The organism is Lacipirellula parvula (assembly GCF_009177095.1).
In the GTDB taxonomy this organism is placed as follows: domain Bacteria; phylum Planctomycetota; class Planctomycetia; order Pirellulales; family Lacipirellulaceae; genus Lacipirellula; species Lacipirellula parvula.
Genome location: NZ_AP021861.1, coordinates 214,749 through 229,797, shown reverse-complemented (window position 1 = coordinate 229,797; position 15,049 = coordinate 214,749). Strand labels below are relative to the sequence as shown.

The following is a 15,049-nucleotide window of genomic DNA, read 5'->3' as shown; positions in this document are numbered from 1 at the left end:
TTCAATTTCAACGAAACTCAAATGCATACAAACATTCCACATCTCCGCAAGCTCGCCGCACTAGCGGCACTACTCGCAATCACGGCTACGGCGTCGCAACGCTCGCTCGCCCAAAACATCGACCTATCAACCGTCCCGTCTCGCGACTCGGTCCAACTCACGATCTACAACAGCGAAGACATCACGCTGGTCCGCGAGACCCGCGTCATCAGCTTCAAGAAGGGTCTCAACCCGCTGCAATTCTCGTGGGCCAACACGCTCATCGATCCATCTTCGGTTGAGCTGACGATTCTCCAGCCAGCCGACAAGCTGGAACTGCTCGACACCACGTTCCCGCACGACAAGCCGCAAATGCTGTACTGGAACGTGCAGAGCGAGTTCGACGGCGAGGCGACCGTGCAGATTACCTACTTCACGAGCGGCATCACTTGGAGCGCCGACTACGTGGCGATTGCCGACGGCGATGAGGCGACGCTCGATCTCGAAGGCTTCGTCCGCATCACGAACAACAGCGGCGAAGAATACGAAAATGCTCAGGTTCGGCTCGTGGTTGGCACAATCAACCTCGTCGAGAAGATCGCGCAGCTCGCCCAAATCCCGGCAAGCGAGGTAAGTGAGATGGAAGACCTCGCGCGGCGTGAGCTAAAGTCGCAAGCCACGCGAGAGTTCTTCGCGAAGGCCGACAAGCTGGCGTACGACGCCGCGACGCCCACCCTTGCCGGAATGGGCGGCGGCGAACTCGCCGAGGCGAAGCAAATCGTAAAGGAAGGCCTCAGCGAATACTTTATCTACACGGTCGAAGGAACCGAGACGATTCCCAACGGCTGGTCGAAACGGCTCCACAGCTTCGAAGCCAATGACGCTCCGCTGAAGATCGAGTACCGCTACCGGCCGCGCGAATACGGCGACCAACTCGTGCGAATGTACCTGCTCGCCAACGACGAAGAGTCGCACCTCGGCACGACGCCGCTCCCCGACGGCGTCGTCCGCGTCTTTCGCAACAATGGTCGCGACGGGCTGTCGTATCTCGCCCAGCAGACGGTGAAGTACATTCCGATCGGCGACAAGATTGAGCTGAACCTGGGCGTCGATCCCGAAGTCGTCTTCGAGCTAGTGAAGAAGGGCGTTAGCCGCGAGAAAATTTGGACGCAAATCCACAACACGAACACGTTCAAACTCGTCGGCGACGATGCCCGGCGCGAGGAAGAAAATGCCTCGGTCGTCGGCTGGGCAGATCGGACCGAATACGAACAGCGGATTCGCAACTACACCGCTAAGCCGATCGACGTCGAGATTCGCCGGACGTACGACGGGCATATCGCGTTCATTAGCGGGCTGGAGCCGAAACTGCACGACTACCAGACCGTCGAGCTGAAGACGCAGGTGAAGCCAGGCGAGAAGGAAACGCTGGACTTCACGATCGTGCAACAACAAGGAACGAACGTGAAGCAAAACAACGTAACACTGGAGGCGGCAAGCAAGTTGTAGCGCAGCGAGCCCCCGGGCTTGCCCCGGGGGTAATAACGCCGCTCCGCACCACTAAAAAAAGAAGCGGCGCCAAACTGGCGCCGCTTCTTCGCGTTAGCATCTTATCGGGCGGCTGTAGCCGCTTACTTGCCTTTGATGCCGAGCAATTCGACTTCAAAGACCAGCGTCGCGTTCGGCGGGATGAGGCCGCCGGCGCCGCGGGCGCCGTAACCGAGCTCGGCGGGAATGACGAACTCATACTTGTCGCCGACCTTCATCAACTGAAGGCCTTCGGTCCAGCCGGGGATGACGCCGCTGAGCGGGAAGGTCGTCGGTTCGCCGCGGCCGTACGATTCGTCGAAGACCGTGCCGTCGATGAGCTTGCCGCGGTAGTGGACGGTGACGGTGTCGGCCTTGGTCGGCGAGGCGCCGGCGCCCTTGCCCTTCGAAATCACCTTGTACTGCAAACCGCTGGGCGTGGCCTGCACGCCTTCAGCTTTCGCATTGGTGACGAGAAATTGCTTGTCTTTCTCTTGCATGGCGCTCATTTGTTGGGTGGCGAGTTGCTGGAGCGCCTGAGCGCAGACCTCAGGCGAATACTGCGGATCTTTCCCGGCGATGCCGTCCTTCAATCCGGCCACCAGACTGTCGAGGTCGAGCGGCAGCTTGTTGGCGCCGAAGCTCTTCCCCATGTCGATGCCGATGGCGTAGCTCCAGTGGCGGGCGTCGAGTTTTTCAGCGGGGGCTGCCGCACCGGCAGGGCCCGTGGGGGGAGTGGCGGCTGGCAAGGTTTCTTGAGCGTTGGAGGTGAGCGACGCCGAGCACAACAGCGCGGCGATCGCGAGGAGGCGAATCTTCACGTTAAGAACTCCGGGAGGGAAATCTGAGCGGGCGAATCAGGCGACGGCGCTCAATCCCCCCGAGTGGCAAGATACCCCAATCCGCAGAAGATCGTCAGGGCCAATCCGCCAGCCCCCACTCGCGAAGCCCAGCGGCCGCGGAACGTGCGAGCCTCCTCGAGGTCGATTTCCAGCCGGTCGACCACGGCTTGGGCCCGCTCTAGCTCCTTGGAATCGTCGGAAACGCGTAGGCCGCCCCCCCGAGCGGAGTGGACGGCGTCGCGGGCCGCCTGCAGCGATTTGGCCTGCTCCGGCGACCAGACGTCGGCTGGCTGTTGCATGAACGACCATGACCAGGCGGCGATCGCCACCAGCATTCCCGCGCAGATCCCCATGAACCACGCGGACGACGAGCGTTTTTCGGATGTCGCATCGCCCATGGGCAGGTGAATCGCTAACCAAGCGATCAAATGGAATGGATCGCCGCTAGCTGAACTACGGAACGGTAACGACCTGCCCGTCAGCGGTGCAAATCAGATGGGCCATAAGGGGCTCATCGATGTCGTTCGCGAGGAAGTGGACGCTCCCATCGAGAAACGCGGAGTACGCTCCGTTGGGATGGTTCGATCGAGGCGCCGCGGAGATGTAGCCTAGGCTGTTCGTACACGGCATCAATTCGACCTGCTCAGCGCTAAGATCAGGACACTCGTACAAGACGTCGGGATTCTTCGAGTTAGGGGGTTGAGTGTAGCCCAAGCTCCGCGGCGAGAAAACAAATTCGTCGTATTCTTGCTGGTCGTTGTAGACAGAATCCTCGTACCAGAGCGGATGCGCATCGAATGCTAGCAGCGAAGCCCCGGACCAAGGAAGAGCCCACGCCCCGCGCTGATCAAACTCGTGATCTCGCGTCCTCACTTCCGAGATCGCCATGGTCTGCGACGCTCCATCAGTCACGCGACGCATCGCCTGCCCGAAAAGGCGGATCGCCCCGGGAGAACTGTAGTCGTCCGTGTGAAACGGACCGGTGAACCCGGCGTAATTGCCTTTGCCGAAGGGGACTGGCGTGCTTGTTCCATCGACCCCGCGCCACTGGTAGACGCGTCCCAGCGATTCTTCGCTGGGACAAAGCAATGACGCCGGTTGAGCAGCCTGGGGATTGGAGGGATTGGCCGCTGCGTGACGGTCCTTCGCGAACTGCGAAGCGATTTGCTGCTGCTCCATGTAGGGCAGCACGCTCACGATCCAACTCTGATCGGTCCCGGAACGAAGATCGACGCGAAAATATAAACCGCTGGTCTGAAACTTCATCGACTTCTCGACCGCATCGAACGCTCCCCCGGCAGGCAATTCGCCCTTCGCTTGTTCATAGTCGAGAACAGCGAGAGCAGTTTGCTTCAGGTTGTTCATGCACTGCGTGCGGCGAGCGGCTTCTCGCGCCGCCTGCACGGCTGGCAGCAGCATGGCGATCAATGCACCGATGATCGCAATTACGACGAGCAGTTCGACCAGCGTGAAACCGCCGGAGAGTTGGCGTGGTTGAATCGATCGGCTTGGCATCGCTTACTTCCGTCGATTGGCGGTCAAACGGGTCATCATCCCTAACGAGGCGACGCCAGCGGCCGCTAAAGCGACCGCCGCTGGTTCGGGCACTGCCGCGACCATGCTCACAGCCATTGGCGGCGCGGTCGTCGTGCCGAACAAGTTTTTGAGCAACTCCAAATCGTCGGCGTCGACGTCGCCGTCGCCGTCGGCGTCGCCTTGGCTATTCGTGGCGTTGACGAGCATGGTGGAATTGCGCTGCCACACCAAGAAGTCGGCGCCGTCGACGACCCCGTCGGCGTTGAAGTCGGCATTCGGGCTGTTGAACGACGTCGCCATCCGCCAGGCCAGACCGTAGTCCCAATTGGCGGCGCCGCTGACCTTCAACGTGTAGGTCCCGGGGCCGAGATTCGTCAGGTAGATGTGCTCAACGTTGTCGACCGTGCTGATGCTTTGGTCGATCATCGTTCCCATGAAGCTATTCGACGAGTCGTAGAACTGCAGATCGAGGTTCTGCAGCGACTGCACAGGCGTGAAGATGTTCGGATCAGCGTTTGTGTCGGTGATCTTCGCGTTCCAGTTCAGCATGATCGACAACTCCGACGCCGTGCTGCCCGCGGCGACTTCGAAGTTGTAGTAGAGATCGCCGACGGCGGCATCCGACTTGCGATCCTGATAGTCCCAGCCGTACGGCTTCACGGCAGCCGCGGGAGCCGCTGCGCTGGCCGATTGCTTCCCGCCGATCTGGATCGAATAGCTGTTGTAGACGTTCGCCTCGCCGGCGCCGAAGACGTCGTCGAGCGGGCGGGTTTGGGTGTGATTCCAGGGATTGATCACGCCGCTCGTCTGGTCGAGCCAGTTGGCGAACTCGGTCTTCGTCGCCCCGGCCATGATGATCGCCCTCATCACCTCGCTACGGGCCGCGTCCGTGCCGGCGGCGGTTTCATGCAGCATCGCGGCCATCGAACTGATCAAAGCCGTTGCGGAGCTCGTCGCGGTCGAGGGCGCCACCACGTCGGGTCGGTAACGGCCGGGGCCGTAGAAGCTCGATGTCTGGCCGCGAGAATGGCCACCGTCGGTTCGGCCGACGACGATGGCGTTGTACGAGTGAGCAAACAGCGCGGGGTGGGCTCTGAGCGCTGTGAATGAGATGGCGTTGTTCGCACCGACGACGGCAGTCGTCTCGCCCGTTTCAATCAGGTAGTCCAATCGCCTCAGCGCGGCCAATTCTTGCGCACCAGGCGGCGAAGATGCAGAATCTGCACTCACCCAACTAAAATTCTGCACGCGATAAGGTTGCGCATCGGGCGGAGCAGTGCCGGCGACTCGCAAGGTGCTGCTCAACCAAGCGTTGGCGTCGTAGTTCACGACGCTGTCGGCGCCCGGCGCGAAGCTTTGCGTGTTTCCAAAGAAGTACTGGCCGACGGTCCAGGTCGCGTGCGACGAGAAACCGGTGTGGGCGGCGCTGCTCCCATCAGTCAACACGACCGGCGCGCCGCTCGGATCGAGGCTGCCGTTGAACTCGGGGCCCGACACATCGACGAGATAGGAACCAGATCCGTTCGACGGAGACGCCTCGACGAGCGAAATCGTCCCGCCGGCCCCGATAGGCATCGCTGCCCCGAGTCGCTGCTGCAGCTTCGTGTAGCCGAGGCTATTGCCCCACGGCGTTTCGACGGCGACGGCGGAAACCGCTGGGATGACGAGCAACGCCAACAGCGTTCCGGAAATAAGCCGCCACGTTCGCTCGGTCGAATGCCAGTGACGCATACTTTGGCGGACCCTTACCGGACGATCGAACTGATCGCTAGGAATACGAGATGAGTGACGGCGTCGCTGGCTTTGAGTGGAGCCAGCCTGCAGCCGATGGCAGCCGGTGTCGTTCACAAGGTGTCTATTCGAATTGGGCTCGCTGCTCGCCCCCGGGCAGCGTGGCTGTCGACCTTCATTGTCACCCTCAATGGGGGGGATATCAAGATTTTTGTCGCGGCCTTGCGGGGTTCCAGGCCCCCGGGATTGCGGTCTCCCGTGCGCGACCCTCAAAGCCCGACAATTGAACACTGAATCCCTTCCCAAGGATCGATTCCTTACGAACCTGTCACGCGAGAATCTGGCGGCCGGGGCCGGCCGGGGGCCTGGACACCCCTTTCCACGGGGCGGCAAGCCATGTTGTGAAGCCGTCGCAGGCCACCTAAACTGGTGGATTCCGCCCATCTGCCTGTGCGACCGCTACAGTCCGCACGGCGTCGGGCCGTTAGCCGGCGACTTTTCCGAACCCTGTTCGCGAGGGTCGCCGGTCCCCAGGCGTGTCGCGCGTTTGAGCGCCGCCGCTCCGCATCGTCCACCGCAGCAAACCGATGACCTCATACAACCTGACTCACCTGAAGCAGCTCGAAGCCGAGAGCATCCACATCATCCGCGAAGTGGCCGCCGAGTTCGACAACCCGGTGATGCTCTACTCGATCGGCAAAGACAGCTCGGTGATGGTGCGGCTCGCCGAAAAGGCGTTCTACCCCGGCAAGCCGCCGTTCCCGCTGATGCACGTCGACACGACGTGGAAGTTCCGCGAGATGATCGCCTTCCGCGAAGACCTGATTCGCAAGCAACTCGGCTGGGACCTCATCGTGCACATCAACGAAGAGGGCGTGAAGCAGGGCGTCGGCCCGTTCACCCACGGCAGCAAGGTCCACACCGACATCATGAAGACCGAGAGCCTGAAGCAGGCGCTCTCGAAGCATAAGTTTGACGCGGCCTTCGGCGGCGCTCGTCGCGATGAAGAGAAGTCTCGCGCCAAGGAACGCGTCTACTCGTTCCGCGACAAGCACCATCGCTGGGACCCGAAGAACCAGCGGCCCGAGCTCTGGAACATCTACAACGGCAAGGTTCACCAGGGCGAGAGCATCCGCGTCTTCCCACTCTCGAACTGGACCGAGCTCGACGTGTGGCAATACATCCACCTTGAGAACATCCCGATCGTCCCGCTCTACCTCTCGGCAATGCGGCCGGTGGTGAATAAGGACGGCGTGCTGATCATGGTCGACGACGACCGGATGCCGATCGGCCCCGACGATAAGGTCGAGCAGAAGATGGTCCGCTTCCGCACCCTCGGCTGCTACCCGCTGACCGGCGCCGTGGAATCGACGGCGACGACGCTGCCGGAAATCATCCAGGAAATGCTGCTCACCACCACGAGCGAACGGCAAGGCCGCATCATCGACTACGACCAAAGCGGCTCGATGGAAGAGAAGAAAAAAGAAGGCTACTTCTAAATCGAATACAAAAGATCTCACGCAAAGGCGCGAAGGCGCAAAGCAAAAGACCAACTCTCAGAGATTTCCCTTTGCGCCTTCGCGCCTTTGCGTGAGGCCATTCTGATTGCAATACAAAGACCATGTCGCACCAATCTGACCTGATCGCCACCGACATCGACGCCTACCTGAAGCAGCACGAGCATAAAGAAATGCTCCGCTTCCTCACCTGCGGCAGCGTCGACGACGGCAAGAGCACCCTCATCGGCAAACTGCTGTATGAGACGAAGATGATCTACGAAGATCAGCTCGCCGCGATCCAACGCGACTCGGCCACGCACGGCACCACCGGCGGCGATTTCGACCCCGCGCTGCTCACCGACGGCCTCAAGGCCGAGCGCGAACAGGGCATCACGATCGACGTCGCTTATCGTTACTTCTCGACGGCCAAGCGGAAGTTCATCATCGCCGACTGCCCCGGCCACGAGCAGTACACCCGCAACATGGCCACCGGGGCGAGTTGTTGCGATCTGGCGATCATCCTCATCGACGCCCGTCACGGGGTGATGACGCAAACGAAGCGGCACTCGTTCATCGTTTCGCTGCTCGGGATTAAGCACGTTCTCGTCGCGGTAAACAAGATGGACCTCGTCGGCTACTCCGAAGAGGTCTACGAGAAGATCAAGTCCGACTACCGCGAGTTCGCTACGCGGCTCGAGCTGGTCGATCAGCACTTCATCCCGATCTCGGCCCTCAAGGGCGACAACCTCATCGAGCATAGCGAAAAGATGCCGTGGTACGAGGGGTCGACCTTGATGCACCACCTCGAGAACGTCCACATCGCGTCGGACCGCAACCTCATCGACTTCCGCCTGCCGGTGCAGTACGTCAATCGGCCGAACCTCGACTTCCGCGGCTTCTGCGGCACGATTGCCTCGGGTCGCATCAAGAAGGGCGAGGTCGTCATGGCGCTCCCCTCGCGCAAGACGAGCCGCATCAAGTCGATCGTTACGTTTGACGGCGAACTCGACGAAGCCTTCACGCCGCAATCGGTCACGGTCACACTCACTGACGAAATCGACGTCAGCCGCGGCGACATGCTCGTTCGCCCCGACAACGTCCCGCAAACGGCCGACGCCTTCGAGTCGACGATCGTCTGGATGACCGAAGAGCCGCTCACGCCGGGCAAGCAGTATTGGTTCAAGCAAGGCACGAAGACCGCCGCCGGTTCCATCAGCAACTTGCGGTACCGCATCGACGTCAACACGCTTCACCGCGAAGAGACGCCTGTCCTCGCCCTCAATGAAATCGGCCGCTGCCTCGTGCGGCTCAATCAGCCAATTGCATTCGACGATTATCGTCGCAACAAGGGGACGGGCGCATTCATCGTCATCGATCGCGTGACGAACGTCACCGTTGGCGCCGGCATGATCCTCAATCGTGCCGCTGCCGGCAAGGATGATCACTGGAGCGCCGAGGCCGACGCTAACCTGCAGTCGGAACGGAGCGAAGTCACCGCCGCCGAACGTGCCGGCCGCTTCGGCCAACAGCCTGCGACAATCTTGCTCACCGGCCTGGCCGGCGCCGGCAAGACGACGCTCGCCTACGCCCTGGAGCGCAAGCTGTTCGACGCGGGACGTGCGGTCTGCGTGCTCGATGGCCAGAACATGCGGCGCGGCATCAGCCGCGACCTCGGCTTCACCGTCGCCGATCGCAGCGAGAACCTCCGCCGCAGCGCCGAAGCCGCCAAGCTACTGAACGACGCCGGCCTCATTTGCGTCGCCGCGTTCCTGGCGCCGGAAGAATCGGTTCGCCTGAAGGCGGCCGAGGTCGTCGGCCGCGAGCGATTCCTGGTGGTTCACCTCGACGCTCCCGTCGACGTCTGCCGGGCTCGCGATCAGGAAGGCCTTTACTCGAAGGCCGACAGTGGCGAGATCGCCAACTTCCCCGGCGTCAGTGCTCCATACGAAACGCCGAGCAAGCCCGACCTCGTGCTCGACACGGCGAAACTGCCGGTCGACGAGTGCGTGAAGCAGGTGCTCGAACTGCTGGCTGCTCGTAAAATCGCGGCCAGCTAAACGCTCACTGCGACCGCATCGTCGCCGCGCTGGATTCATGGAGGTTGATCGTGAACGCTCGCTGGCATCCGCAGCGGTTGCTCCGCTTCAGCATGGGGACGCTGTTGTTTGCGATGCTGGCCGCATGCATCGGCTTCGGAAGCTACGCCGCCGGTCGCAGCGCGGGCGAGCGCCAGCGATACGACGAAACCTTTCTCGTGAAGACTTACCCCGTCGCCGATCTCGCGTCGCAAGAGCCCGACCAAGCGGCTCGCCAACGTCTGCTCGACGAACTCAGCAGCCACTTGCAGACGACAGTCGCTCCCGAGTCATGGGACGAAGACTACGCTAATGGCCGCAATGGCGAGGTGCACGTGTTGGCTAACGCTTCCTTGGCGATCCACCAGAGCGGCGCCGCGCACGATCAAATTGAAGTCGCGCTCAACAAGTTTCGCGACGATCACATGAGCGAGCAATTAGCACACGCCATTTCGCTCATCGAATCGCAAGCGGTCAGCGAGAACGCTGAGCCAGTTGTGCTCCTCAGCTTCGGTAGCGATCCCACGCTAGCCAGTGCAGCCGTCGCGACATGCTTCGACAGCTTTGTGCCACGGCTCACCAATGTCTGGGGCACGCCGCGATTTGTCGGCAGCTGCGACAAACGGGGCTTCCCAAGCTGGTCGCTGGGGCAGTCCATTGCCCAATGGTCTCAAACGAACGGTGACGTCTATATCGCCGTTCAGGATGCACCTGGGGAGGGACGAGTCCTTCTCGGCGGCTGGCGACGCAGAGAGTAGCGCGTCGCCCGTCGCGTCTCACAAGGTAAGGATGCCGCATGCCCGAGCGTCAATCGACATTCCGATATTTTCGCTGGACGGTTATCGCCTTATTCCTGATCGCCTTAGCGACGCTCGCATACCGCGAAGGGTTCCGCCGCGGCTACGAACCTGATGGACTGGCCACAGCCCCGACATCAAATTCGCTCATGCTTGTGACGTATCCCGTCGGCGATTTGGTCGTGCCGCTTCCTCACGCGGTGCTGCAGCAGAAACCTTCCGACTTCGACCCGCTGATCGACCTGATCGTCGCTACCATCGAACATGAGTCTTGGATGGAGAACGGTACGGGTGAAGGCGAGATCCAGCCGTTTCCCTCGAATAACAGTCTTGTGATCTCGCAGACGAAGCGCGTCCACGAACAAATCAGCGATCTCCTCGAACAACTGCGTCGGCTCGGAGGCGAAGTCGACGCGAAGCAGGCAATCAGCTTATTCCAGTCGTGGGCCGCGACGGGCAGCGGCCGTTTCCATGAATTCCAAACCTTCCCCGCCACCGCGGAAGGGCGGACGGCGGCCGATCAATACTTCTCCAAGTCGATGCAAAACATCGTCGACGTGTGGGGGCCTCCAACGTTTCATGGAAAGCCTGAAGACGTCGGCTTTCCCAACTGGTCCGCAGCGAAAGAATTCGCCTGGTGGCCGCGCGGCGATGGCATCGCCTACATGTCCATCAGCCTCGACGACGAATCTCTGCCGCGGCTCATTCTCGGTTGGCGGCCAAACGACGCCCCAGCTGCAGCAAGTCAAAATGAAGAGTCTCCGCCGAAATGATCGGCGACGACCTCCGCTGGGAACCGCTCCCCGCTCAACCGACGCGAAGAAATCGCCGTCGCCGGGGTGCTAATCGGCCGCGACGTTCTAGAATGGAGTCAGGCGGACAACTCACCACTCTAGTTCCTTGAGGCTCCGCCCATGGACCGCGTCGGCGTGTCGTTCAAATCGTCGCTGTCGTCGGACGAGATTCGCCGGCAGTTCGTTCAGCCCCTTCGCGAGGCGATTGAAACCCCGCGAGCAGGCATCTACTCGAACTACCTTCGCCAAGCCGACGACCGCGACCCAGCGGCGCCTTCGGAACACCTGCTGATGTTCCACGTCCTCGACTTCGAACAAGGCCTGCGATTGTTGCGCACGGCGCTCGAATCGCTCGGCCCGCCGCAGGAGCTGCGGTTTCACAATCTGGATCCAAGCCAGCCGATGTATTGAACTGCCGCGATAGGCGCCTTCGGCCGCGGCCCACTAGATGTAAAACATCGCTTCCGCCCCTTCGGCGGAGCGTTCGTGCAGTTCGGCGAGCGTCACCGACTGCAGCCGCTCGTGACGGGCGCGGCTCAGCTCGCAACAGACTTCGTGCATCGCCGGCCCCCAGGGAGACTGGGCGGCGGCGCACTCGGCCGGTTCGTCGGCTGTTTCGAACACGTCGACAACGTCGGCCAGCGTAATGTCGGCTGGCGGCCGACTGAGTCGGTAGCCGCCGGCGGCGCCGCGGGTGCTCGTTGCCAGGCCTGCCCGTTTCAGCTCATGCAAAATCTGCACGAGGAACGTTGAAGGGATCCCATGTCGCTCCGCAATCCGCCGCACCTGCACCGTCTCGCCCGAGGCATAATCCTGGGCCAGCTGCAGCATGGCGAGGCAGGCGTATTGTGATTTAGCGGAGAGCATGAGAAGTCACGAGTTTCGGGTAACGAGTTGCGAGAACAAGTCGGAGCCTGAGTCATTCCTAACTCGCGACTCGAAACTCGCCGCTCGCATCTAACTTAAATTCCGCTGCCATCCTGTTGTTCGAGCGTGTGCAGACCGCACTCGGTCTTCGCGGTGCCGCTCCAACGGCCAGCCCGTTCGTCGGTTTCGCCTTCGGCGACCGCGCGGGTGCACGGCCAGCAGCCGATGCTGGGAAAGCCTTGATCGTGCAGCGGGTTGTACGGGACGTTCTCGTCGAGAATCCGCTTCCAAATATCTTTCTTCGTCCAGTTCGCCAGCGGGCTGATCTTCACGAGGTTGAACTTCTTGTCCCACTCGACGATCGCCGCTCGGGCACGGTCGGTGCTCTGGTCGCGACGGATGCCGCTCATCCAGGCGTGATGTTTGGTCGCCGCAGCGCGCAACACTTTGATCTTGCGATCAAAGCAGCATTGGTTCGGATTCGTCTTGTAGAGCGGGCCATTGTGGAGCGCTTCGTACTGCGGCACGGTCAATTCCGGCTGCAGCATGTCGACTTCGATGCCGTACAGGCTGGCAATCTTGTCGCGCAGGTCGAGCGTTTCCTGGAACTGGTAGCCCGTATCGAGATTGAAGACGTAAGTCTCGGGCGCCACCTTGGCGAGCATCGAGAGGATGACGCACCCCTCGGGGCCGAACGCGGTCGCCATCGTCAGATGCGGGGCGAACCGATGATGGGCCCAGGCGATGATCTCCTCCGGCTGAGCCGTTTCGAGCCGCTCGCTCGCCTCAGCCAGTTCGGCCAGCAGTTCGGGCGTTGGCTCAAGCTGCCGAAATGGCGGTGCGACGGGTTCCTGCTCCACCGGCGTGAACTGGCGATCGGCGATGTTGGCGGCTGCGGTCATCTCGGCACTCGGTGGGAAGATCGTCAAATGGGGGCGTGTCGACGCCTCCGACGCATGTTGGCTGTGGCGGGTTAGGGCGTGATTCCCCATCGCAGGGCTCAATCTTATGAATCATGGTCTGGATAGTCAACATTAAATCCGACAGTCCATTTATCGACCAGGTTCGGTCCGATTATTCAGCCTGGGGCGAAGATTCGGCTGACCGTGAGATGCCGGGACGACCGCAACCGGGCAGTAAAGCATTTCGACAAAAAGACTTACGACAAATCAAGACAACCACGACTAGATACCTAAGCCGCACGAACACCCAATAGCCGGACTGTTACACGGCCCGGAACCAGCGGAATCGAGCATCGACCAGCACTTCACCCGGAGGGCATGGCCCTCCGGCTAGCTCTCGTGTGAAGGCTCGAGAGAGGAATTAGTGTTTGTAAACCTTATGCTGCGGCCGGCCTGAGAGAATCTGCTCCTTGCCCCAGGTAGTGACGGCCCGGAAGGCTTCGCTGGTCACGAACGCCTTGAACGCCGCTTCGTCGGACCACTCGCTGGTGATGAGGTACGACGCGTCGTCGGCGACGTCTTTCCACAGCGTCGAACTGGTGTGCCCCGGCGCCGCGTTGAGGGCGTCGATCACGGCGGCAAACTTCTCCTCGAAGTCCTTCTGCTTGCCGGGAAGGGTGTGGTAGTTCATGCCGACGGTGATCATTTGGAAGCGCTCCAGAGTTGTTTGTGATGGTACTGTCGTGCGATTGTTTGTCAGTGGTCCGTTGCCAGTCGTCAGTTGCTAGCTGATAGCAGATTCCCCTAGCAACTGACCACGGACTACTGGCAACTGACTTTGCCCCGCATTCTACCACTTCGACGCAAGCAACCAGGGGGAGTTTGACGATTAGTTCAACGGTGGCGCGCCGCTGCGCTTGCCGACTTGTCGTCCGCTCTCGGAAGGTCTTCTCATGCGTATTGCCCTGGCCGCCGCCGTTGCCGCTCTTTTCGCTTCACTCGGCGTGAGCGCCGCCTCTGCGCAGGCGCCATACCCCAACAGCGGGTACTCGCCCATCAGCAGCCAGACGAGCAGTCAGGTCCAGACGACCAGCTACGAACGCAACACGGGTCGCAACAACCCAGCGCTCAACTTCTTCGGCGCCCCGCAGAACGTCGCCTTCGGCACCCACCAGCGAACGGTACAGCCGCCGGCCCCGGTCGCCGTGCAGACGAAACCGATGGGCAAGCCATTCAGCACTTACCGGGCCCAATCGACGATCAGCCCCTACCTGCGGCTCGATTATCTTGAGACCGAAACCGCGCTGCCGAACTATTACATGTTCGTTCGCCCGGCGCTCGATCAGGACGATGTCAACGGCCAGCAAGCCAACGACAGCCGCGCTCTCCGCGCCGGCGTCCGCCAAGCCAACGCTCAAGGCGCCGTTGTCCGCCCGGCGGGCGGCATCCCGACGACTGGCCACAGTTCGCAGTTCATGAACGGCGGCGGCTATTACCCCGGCGTGGCGCGCTAAGCCGGCCGCGGCGTGGTAAACTGAGCGAGTCCAACGATGCACCATCGCGACTCGACTCAGGAGTGCCTGCCATGCGTACGCTCAACGCTGCGATCCGCGCTGCTTTTCTGCTTGCTGCCGTTGCGTTAGTGACGGCTTCGTTTCTCATGCTGCAGGCGAGCGCTGTCGAAGCGCCCGCCGCTGTACAGGCCGAACCGCAGCAGCAGCTCACCCAGCCGACAGCTGAGCAGGTCGCGGCCCTCGAAAAGCTGATGAACCGGGCGACGATGGTTGGCCACTTCACCGTCACCGGCGAAGAGGGCAGGGTAGGCGCCGGCGGCAAACTGACCGAAGAACGGTACGAACTGGGTGAAGTGCGGCGACTCGACAGCGGCGACTGGCTCATCCAGTCGCGCATCCGCTACGGCGATCACGACGTCACCATCCCGCTGACGCTGCCGATCCGCTGGGCCGGCGACACGCCCGTCATCTGCGTCGACGAGATGATGATCCCCGGGCTGGGGACGTTCACCGCGCGGGTGATGATCTACCGCGGCCACTACGCCGGGTTCTGGACCGGTAAGGACCACGGCGGGCACTTGTTCGGGGTGATCGAACCGGCCAAGGGAGAGTAACAGGACTTCCGAACGATGGCGTATTGGCGTCGTAATCTTGAAGATCAGAACACCTACGAAGAGGGGTGCGCCGACGCTACGAGCGATATCCAGGAGGGTCGGCTACAGTTCTTCTGGGGAGTGCGCGGAGCTTGGGGCGACTATTGCCAGAAGCTTTTCAAAGAGAGATTTAAAGCGGAGGTCGTCGTTACGAGCTGCTTCGTATCGGAAGGAGAGCTGGCGTATCGCGAGGGATACAACGCGACGATGAAAGAACATCTCGACAGCCGCTTCGGACCGGACAGCGTTGATCGCGCGAGAGAAGAAGTGCAAAAGTGGCGAAAAGATGCCTACGACGCTTGGGTGAAACGACGCGAATTGGGGAACTCCTAG

16 protein-coding genes are annotated in these 15,049 nt (G+C 61.4%); 9 read left to right on the top strand and 7 right to left on the bottom strand.

Annotated features, from left to right (window positions below):
* Positions 1 to 21: 21 nt before the first annotated feature.
* On the top strand, positions 22 to 1,488 hold the full coding sequence (locus PLANPX_RS00860; RefSeq protein ID WP_152096902.1) for a DUF4139 domain-containing protein: 1,467 nt from the start codon (positions 22 to 24) through the stop codon (positions 1,486 to 1,488).
* A gap of 122 nt (positions 1,489 to 1,610) precedes the next feature.
* Here the strand turns inward: PLANPX_RS00860 and PLANPX_RS00855 are convergent, their stop codons facing one another.
* From PLANPX_RS00855 to PLANPX_RS00840, 4 genes are read right to left on the bottom strand one after another with little or no spacing between them, the layout of a single operon-like run.
* Complete coding sequence (locus tag PLANPX_RS00855; protein ID WP_152096901.1) at positions 1,611 to 2,327, bottom strand: FKBP-type peptidyl-prolyl cis-trans isomerase; 717 nt, start codon at positions 2,325 to 2,327, stop codon at positions 1,611 to 1,613.
* Positions 2,328 to 2,377: 50 nt separating this feature from the next.
* Positions 2,378 to 2,746 carry a hypothetical protein gene (locus PLANPX_RS00850; RefSeq protein ID WP_152096900.1) on the bottom strand — a complete coding sequence of 123 codons (369 nt, stop codon included), beginning with the start codon at positions 2,744 to 2,746 and terminating at the stop codon, positions 2,378 to 2,380.
* 55 nt (positions 2,747 to 2,801) lie between these two features.
* Complete coding sequence (locus PLANPX_RS00845; RefSeq protein WP_152096899.1) at positions 2,802 to 3,863, bottom strand: DUF1559 domain-containing protein; 1,062 nt, start codon at positions 3,861 to 3,863, stop codon at positions 2,802 to 2,804.
* 3 nt (positions 3,864 to 3,866) lie between these two features.
* The gene (locus PLANPX_RS00840; RefSeq protein ID WP_152096898.1) at positions 3,867 to 5,615 is read right to left on the bottom strand and encodes a hypothetical protein; all 1,749 of its coding nucleotides are present in this window, start codon (positions 5,613 to 5,615) and stop codon (positions 3,867 to 3,869) included.
* A gap of 587 nt (positions 5,616 to 6,202) precedes the next feature.
* Between PLANPX_RS00840 and cysD the strand changes: the two genes are divergently transcribed.
* From cysD to PLANPX_RS00815, 5 genes are all read left to right on the top strand, one after another.
* The gene (cysD, locus tag PLANPX_RS00835; RefSeq protein ID WP_152096897.1) at positions 6,203 to 7,114 is read left to right on the top strand and encodes a sulfate adenylyltransferase subunit CysD; all 912 of its coding nucleotides are present in this window, start codon (positions 6,203 to 6,205) and stop codon (positions 7,112 to 7,114) included.
* A 122-nt stretch (positions 7,115 to 7,236) separates the two neighbouring features.
* Entirely contained in the window at positions 7,237 to 9,171 is a 1,935-nt protein-coding gene (cysN, locus tag PLANPX_RS00830; protein ID WP_152096896.1) for a sulfate adenylyltransferase subunit CysN, read from the top strand.
* Between the two features lie 50 nt (positions 9,172 to 9,221).
* On the top strand, positions 9,222 to 9,947 hold the full coding sequence (locus PLANPX_RS00825) for a hypothetical protein (RefSeq protein WP_152096895.1): 726 nt from the start codon (positions 9,222 to 9,224) through the stop codon (positions 9,945 to 9,947).
* Positions 9,948 to 9,985: 38 nt separating this feature from the next.
* Positions 9,986 to 10,759, top strand: coding sequence for a hypothetical protein (locus tag PLANPX_RS00820; RefSeq protein ID WP_152096894.1), 774 nt, complete (start codon positions 9,986 to 9,988; stop codon positions 10,757 to 10,759).
* Between the two features lie 141 nt (positions 10,760 to 10,900).
* Positions 10,901 to 11,191 (top strand): hypothetical protein, encoded by a 291-nt coding sequence (locus PLANPX_RS00815; RefSeq protein WP_152096893.1) that lies wholly within the window; start codon positions 10,901 to 10,903, stop codon positions 11,189 to 11,191.
* Between the two features lie 33 nt (positions 11,192 to 11,224).
* Here the strand turns inward: PLANPX_RS00815 and PLANPX_RS00810 are convergent, their stop codons facing one another.
* The 3 genes from PLANPX_RS00810 to PLANPX_RS00800 all read right to left on the bottom strand — a co-directional run bounded on the left by PLANPX_RS00810 (position 11,225) and on the right by PLANPX_RS00800 (position 13,255).
* Complete coding sequence (locus tag PLANPX_RS00810) at positions 11,225 to 11,647, bottom strand: RrF2 family transcriptional regulator (RefSeq protein ID WP_152096892.1); 423 nt, start codon at positions 11,645 to 11,647, stop codon at positions 11,225 to 11,227.
* Between the two features lie 95 nt (positions 11,648 to 11,742).
* Positions 11,743 to 12,549 carry a phosphoadenylyl-sulfate reductase gene (locus PLANPX_RS00805; protein ID WP_232536271.1) on the bottom strand — a complete coding sequence of 269 codons (807 nt, stop codon included), beginning with the start codon at positions 12,547 to 12,549 and terminating at the stop codon, positions 11,743 to 11,745.
* Between the two features lie 421 nt (positions 12,550 to 12,970).
* Entirely contained in the window at positions 12,971 to 13,255 is a 285-nt protein-coding gene (locus PLANPX_RS00800; RefSeq protein ID WP_152096890.1) for an antibiotic biosynthesis monooxygenase family protein, read from the bottom strand.
* A gap of 247 nt (positions 13,256 to 13,502) precedes the next feature.
* Between PLANPX_RS00800 and PLANPX_RS00795 the strand changes: the two genes are divergently transcribed.
* The 3 genes from PLANPX_RS00795 (at position 13,503) to PLANPX_RS00785 (ending at position 15,049) form a co-directional block, all read left to right on the top strand.
* Complete coding sequence (locus tag PLANPX_RS00795) at positions 13,503 to 14,063, top strand: hypothetical protein (RefSeq protein ID WP_152096889.1); 561 nt, start codon at positions 13,503 to 13,505, stop codon at positions 14,061 to 14,063.
* A 71-nt stretch (positions 14,064 to 14,134) separates the two neighbouring features.
* Positions 14,135 to 14,677, top strand: coding sequence for a hypothetical protein (locus tag PLANPX_RS00790; RefSeq protein ID WP_152096888.1), 543 nt, complete (start codon positions 14,135 to 14,137; stop codon positions 14,675 to 14,677).
* Positions 14,678 to 14,692: 15 nt separating this feature from the next.
* Positions 14,693 to 15,049, top strand: a complete 357-nt coding sequence (locus PLANPX_RS00785; protein WP_152096887.1) for a hypothetical protein — start codon at positions 14,693 to 14,695, stop codon at positions 15,047 to 15,049.

What these genes read in the sequence shown, in the direction of transcription:
- PLANPX_RS00810 (WP_152096892.1), bottom strand. Translation starts at nt 11,647, where the DNA reads ATGCTCTCCGCTAAATCACAATACGCCTGCCTCGCCATGCTGCAGCTG.
- PLANPX_RS00805 (WP_232536271.1), bottom strand. Translation starts at nt 12,549, where the DNA reads ATGACCGCAGCCGCCAACATCGCCGATCGCCAGTTCACGCCGGTGGAG.
- PLANPX_RS00850 (WP_152096900.1), bottom strand. Translation starts at nt 2,746, where the DNA reads ATGGGCGATGCGACATCCGAAAAACGCTCGTCGTCCGCGTGGTTCATG.
- PLANPX_RS00845 (WP_152096899.1), bottom strand. Translation starts at nt 3,863, where the DNA reads ATGCCAAGCCGATCGATTCAACCACGCCAACTCTCCGGCGGTTTCACG.
- PLANPX_RS00820 (WP_152096894.1), top strand. Translation starts at nt 9,986, where the DNA reads ATGCCCGAGCGTCAATCGACATTCCGATATTTTCGCTGGACGGTTATC.
- cysN (WP_152096896.1), top strand. Translation starts at nt 7,237, where the DNA reads ATGTCGCACCAATCTGACCTGATCGCCACCGACATCGACGCCTACCTG.
- PLANPX_RS00795 (WP_152096889.1), top strand. Translation starts at nt 13,503, where the DNA reads ATGCGTATTGCCCTGGCCGCCGCCGTTGCCGCTCTTTTCGCTTCACTC.
- PLANPX_RS00790 (WP_152096888.1), top strand. Translation starts at nt 14,135, where the DNA reads ATGCGTACGCTCAACGCTGCGATCCGCGCTGCTTTTCTGCTTGCTGCC.
- cysD (WP_152096897.1), top strand. Translation starts at nt 6,203, where the DNA reads ATGACCTCATACAACCTGACTCACCTGAAGCAGCTCGAAGCCGAGAGC.
- PLANPX_RS00785 (WP_152096887.1), top strand. Translation starts at nt 14,693, where the DNA reads ATGGCGTATTGGCGTCGTAATCTTGAAGATCAGAACACCTACGAAGAG.
- PLANPX_RS00800 (WP_152096890.1), bottom strand. Translation starts at nt 13,255, where the DNA reads ATGATCACCGTCGGCATGAACTACCACACCCTTCCCGGCAAGCAGAAG.
- PLANPX_RS00840 (WP_152096898.1), bottom strand. Translation starts at nt 5,615, where the DNA reads ATGCGTCACTGGCATTCGACCGAGCGAACGTGGCGGCTTATTTCCGGA.
- PLANPX_RS00860 (WP_152096902.1), top strand. Translation starts at nt 22, where the DNA reads ATGCATACAAACATTCCACATCTCCGCAAGCTCGCCGCACTAGCGGCA.
- PLANPX_RS00815 (WP_152096893.1), top strand. Translation starts at nt 10,901, where the DNA reads ATGGACCGCGTCGGCGTGTCGTTCAAATCGTCGCTGTCGTCGGACGAG.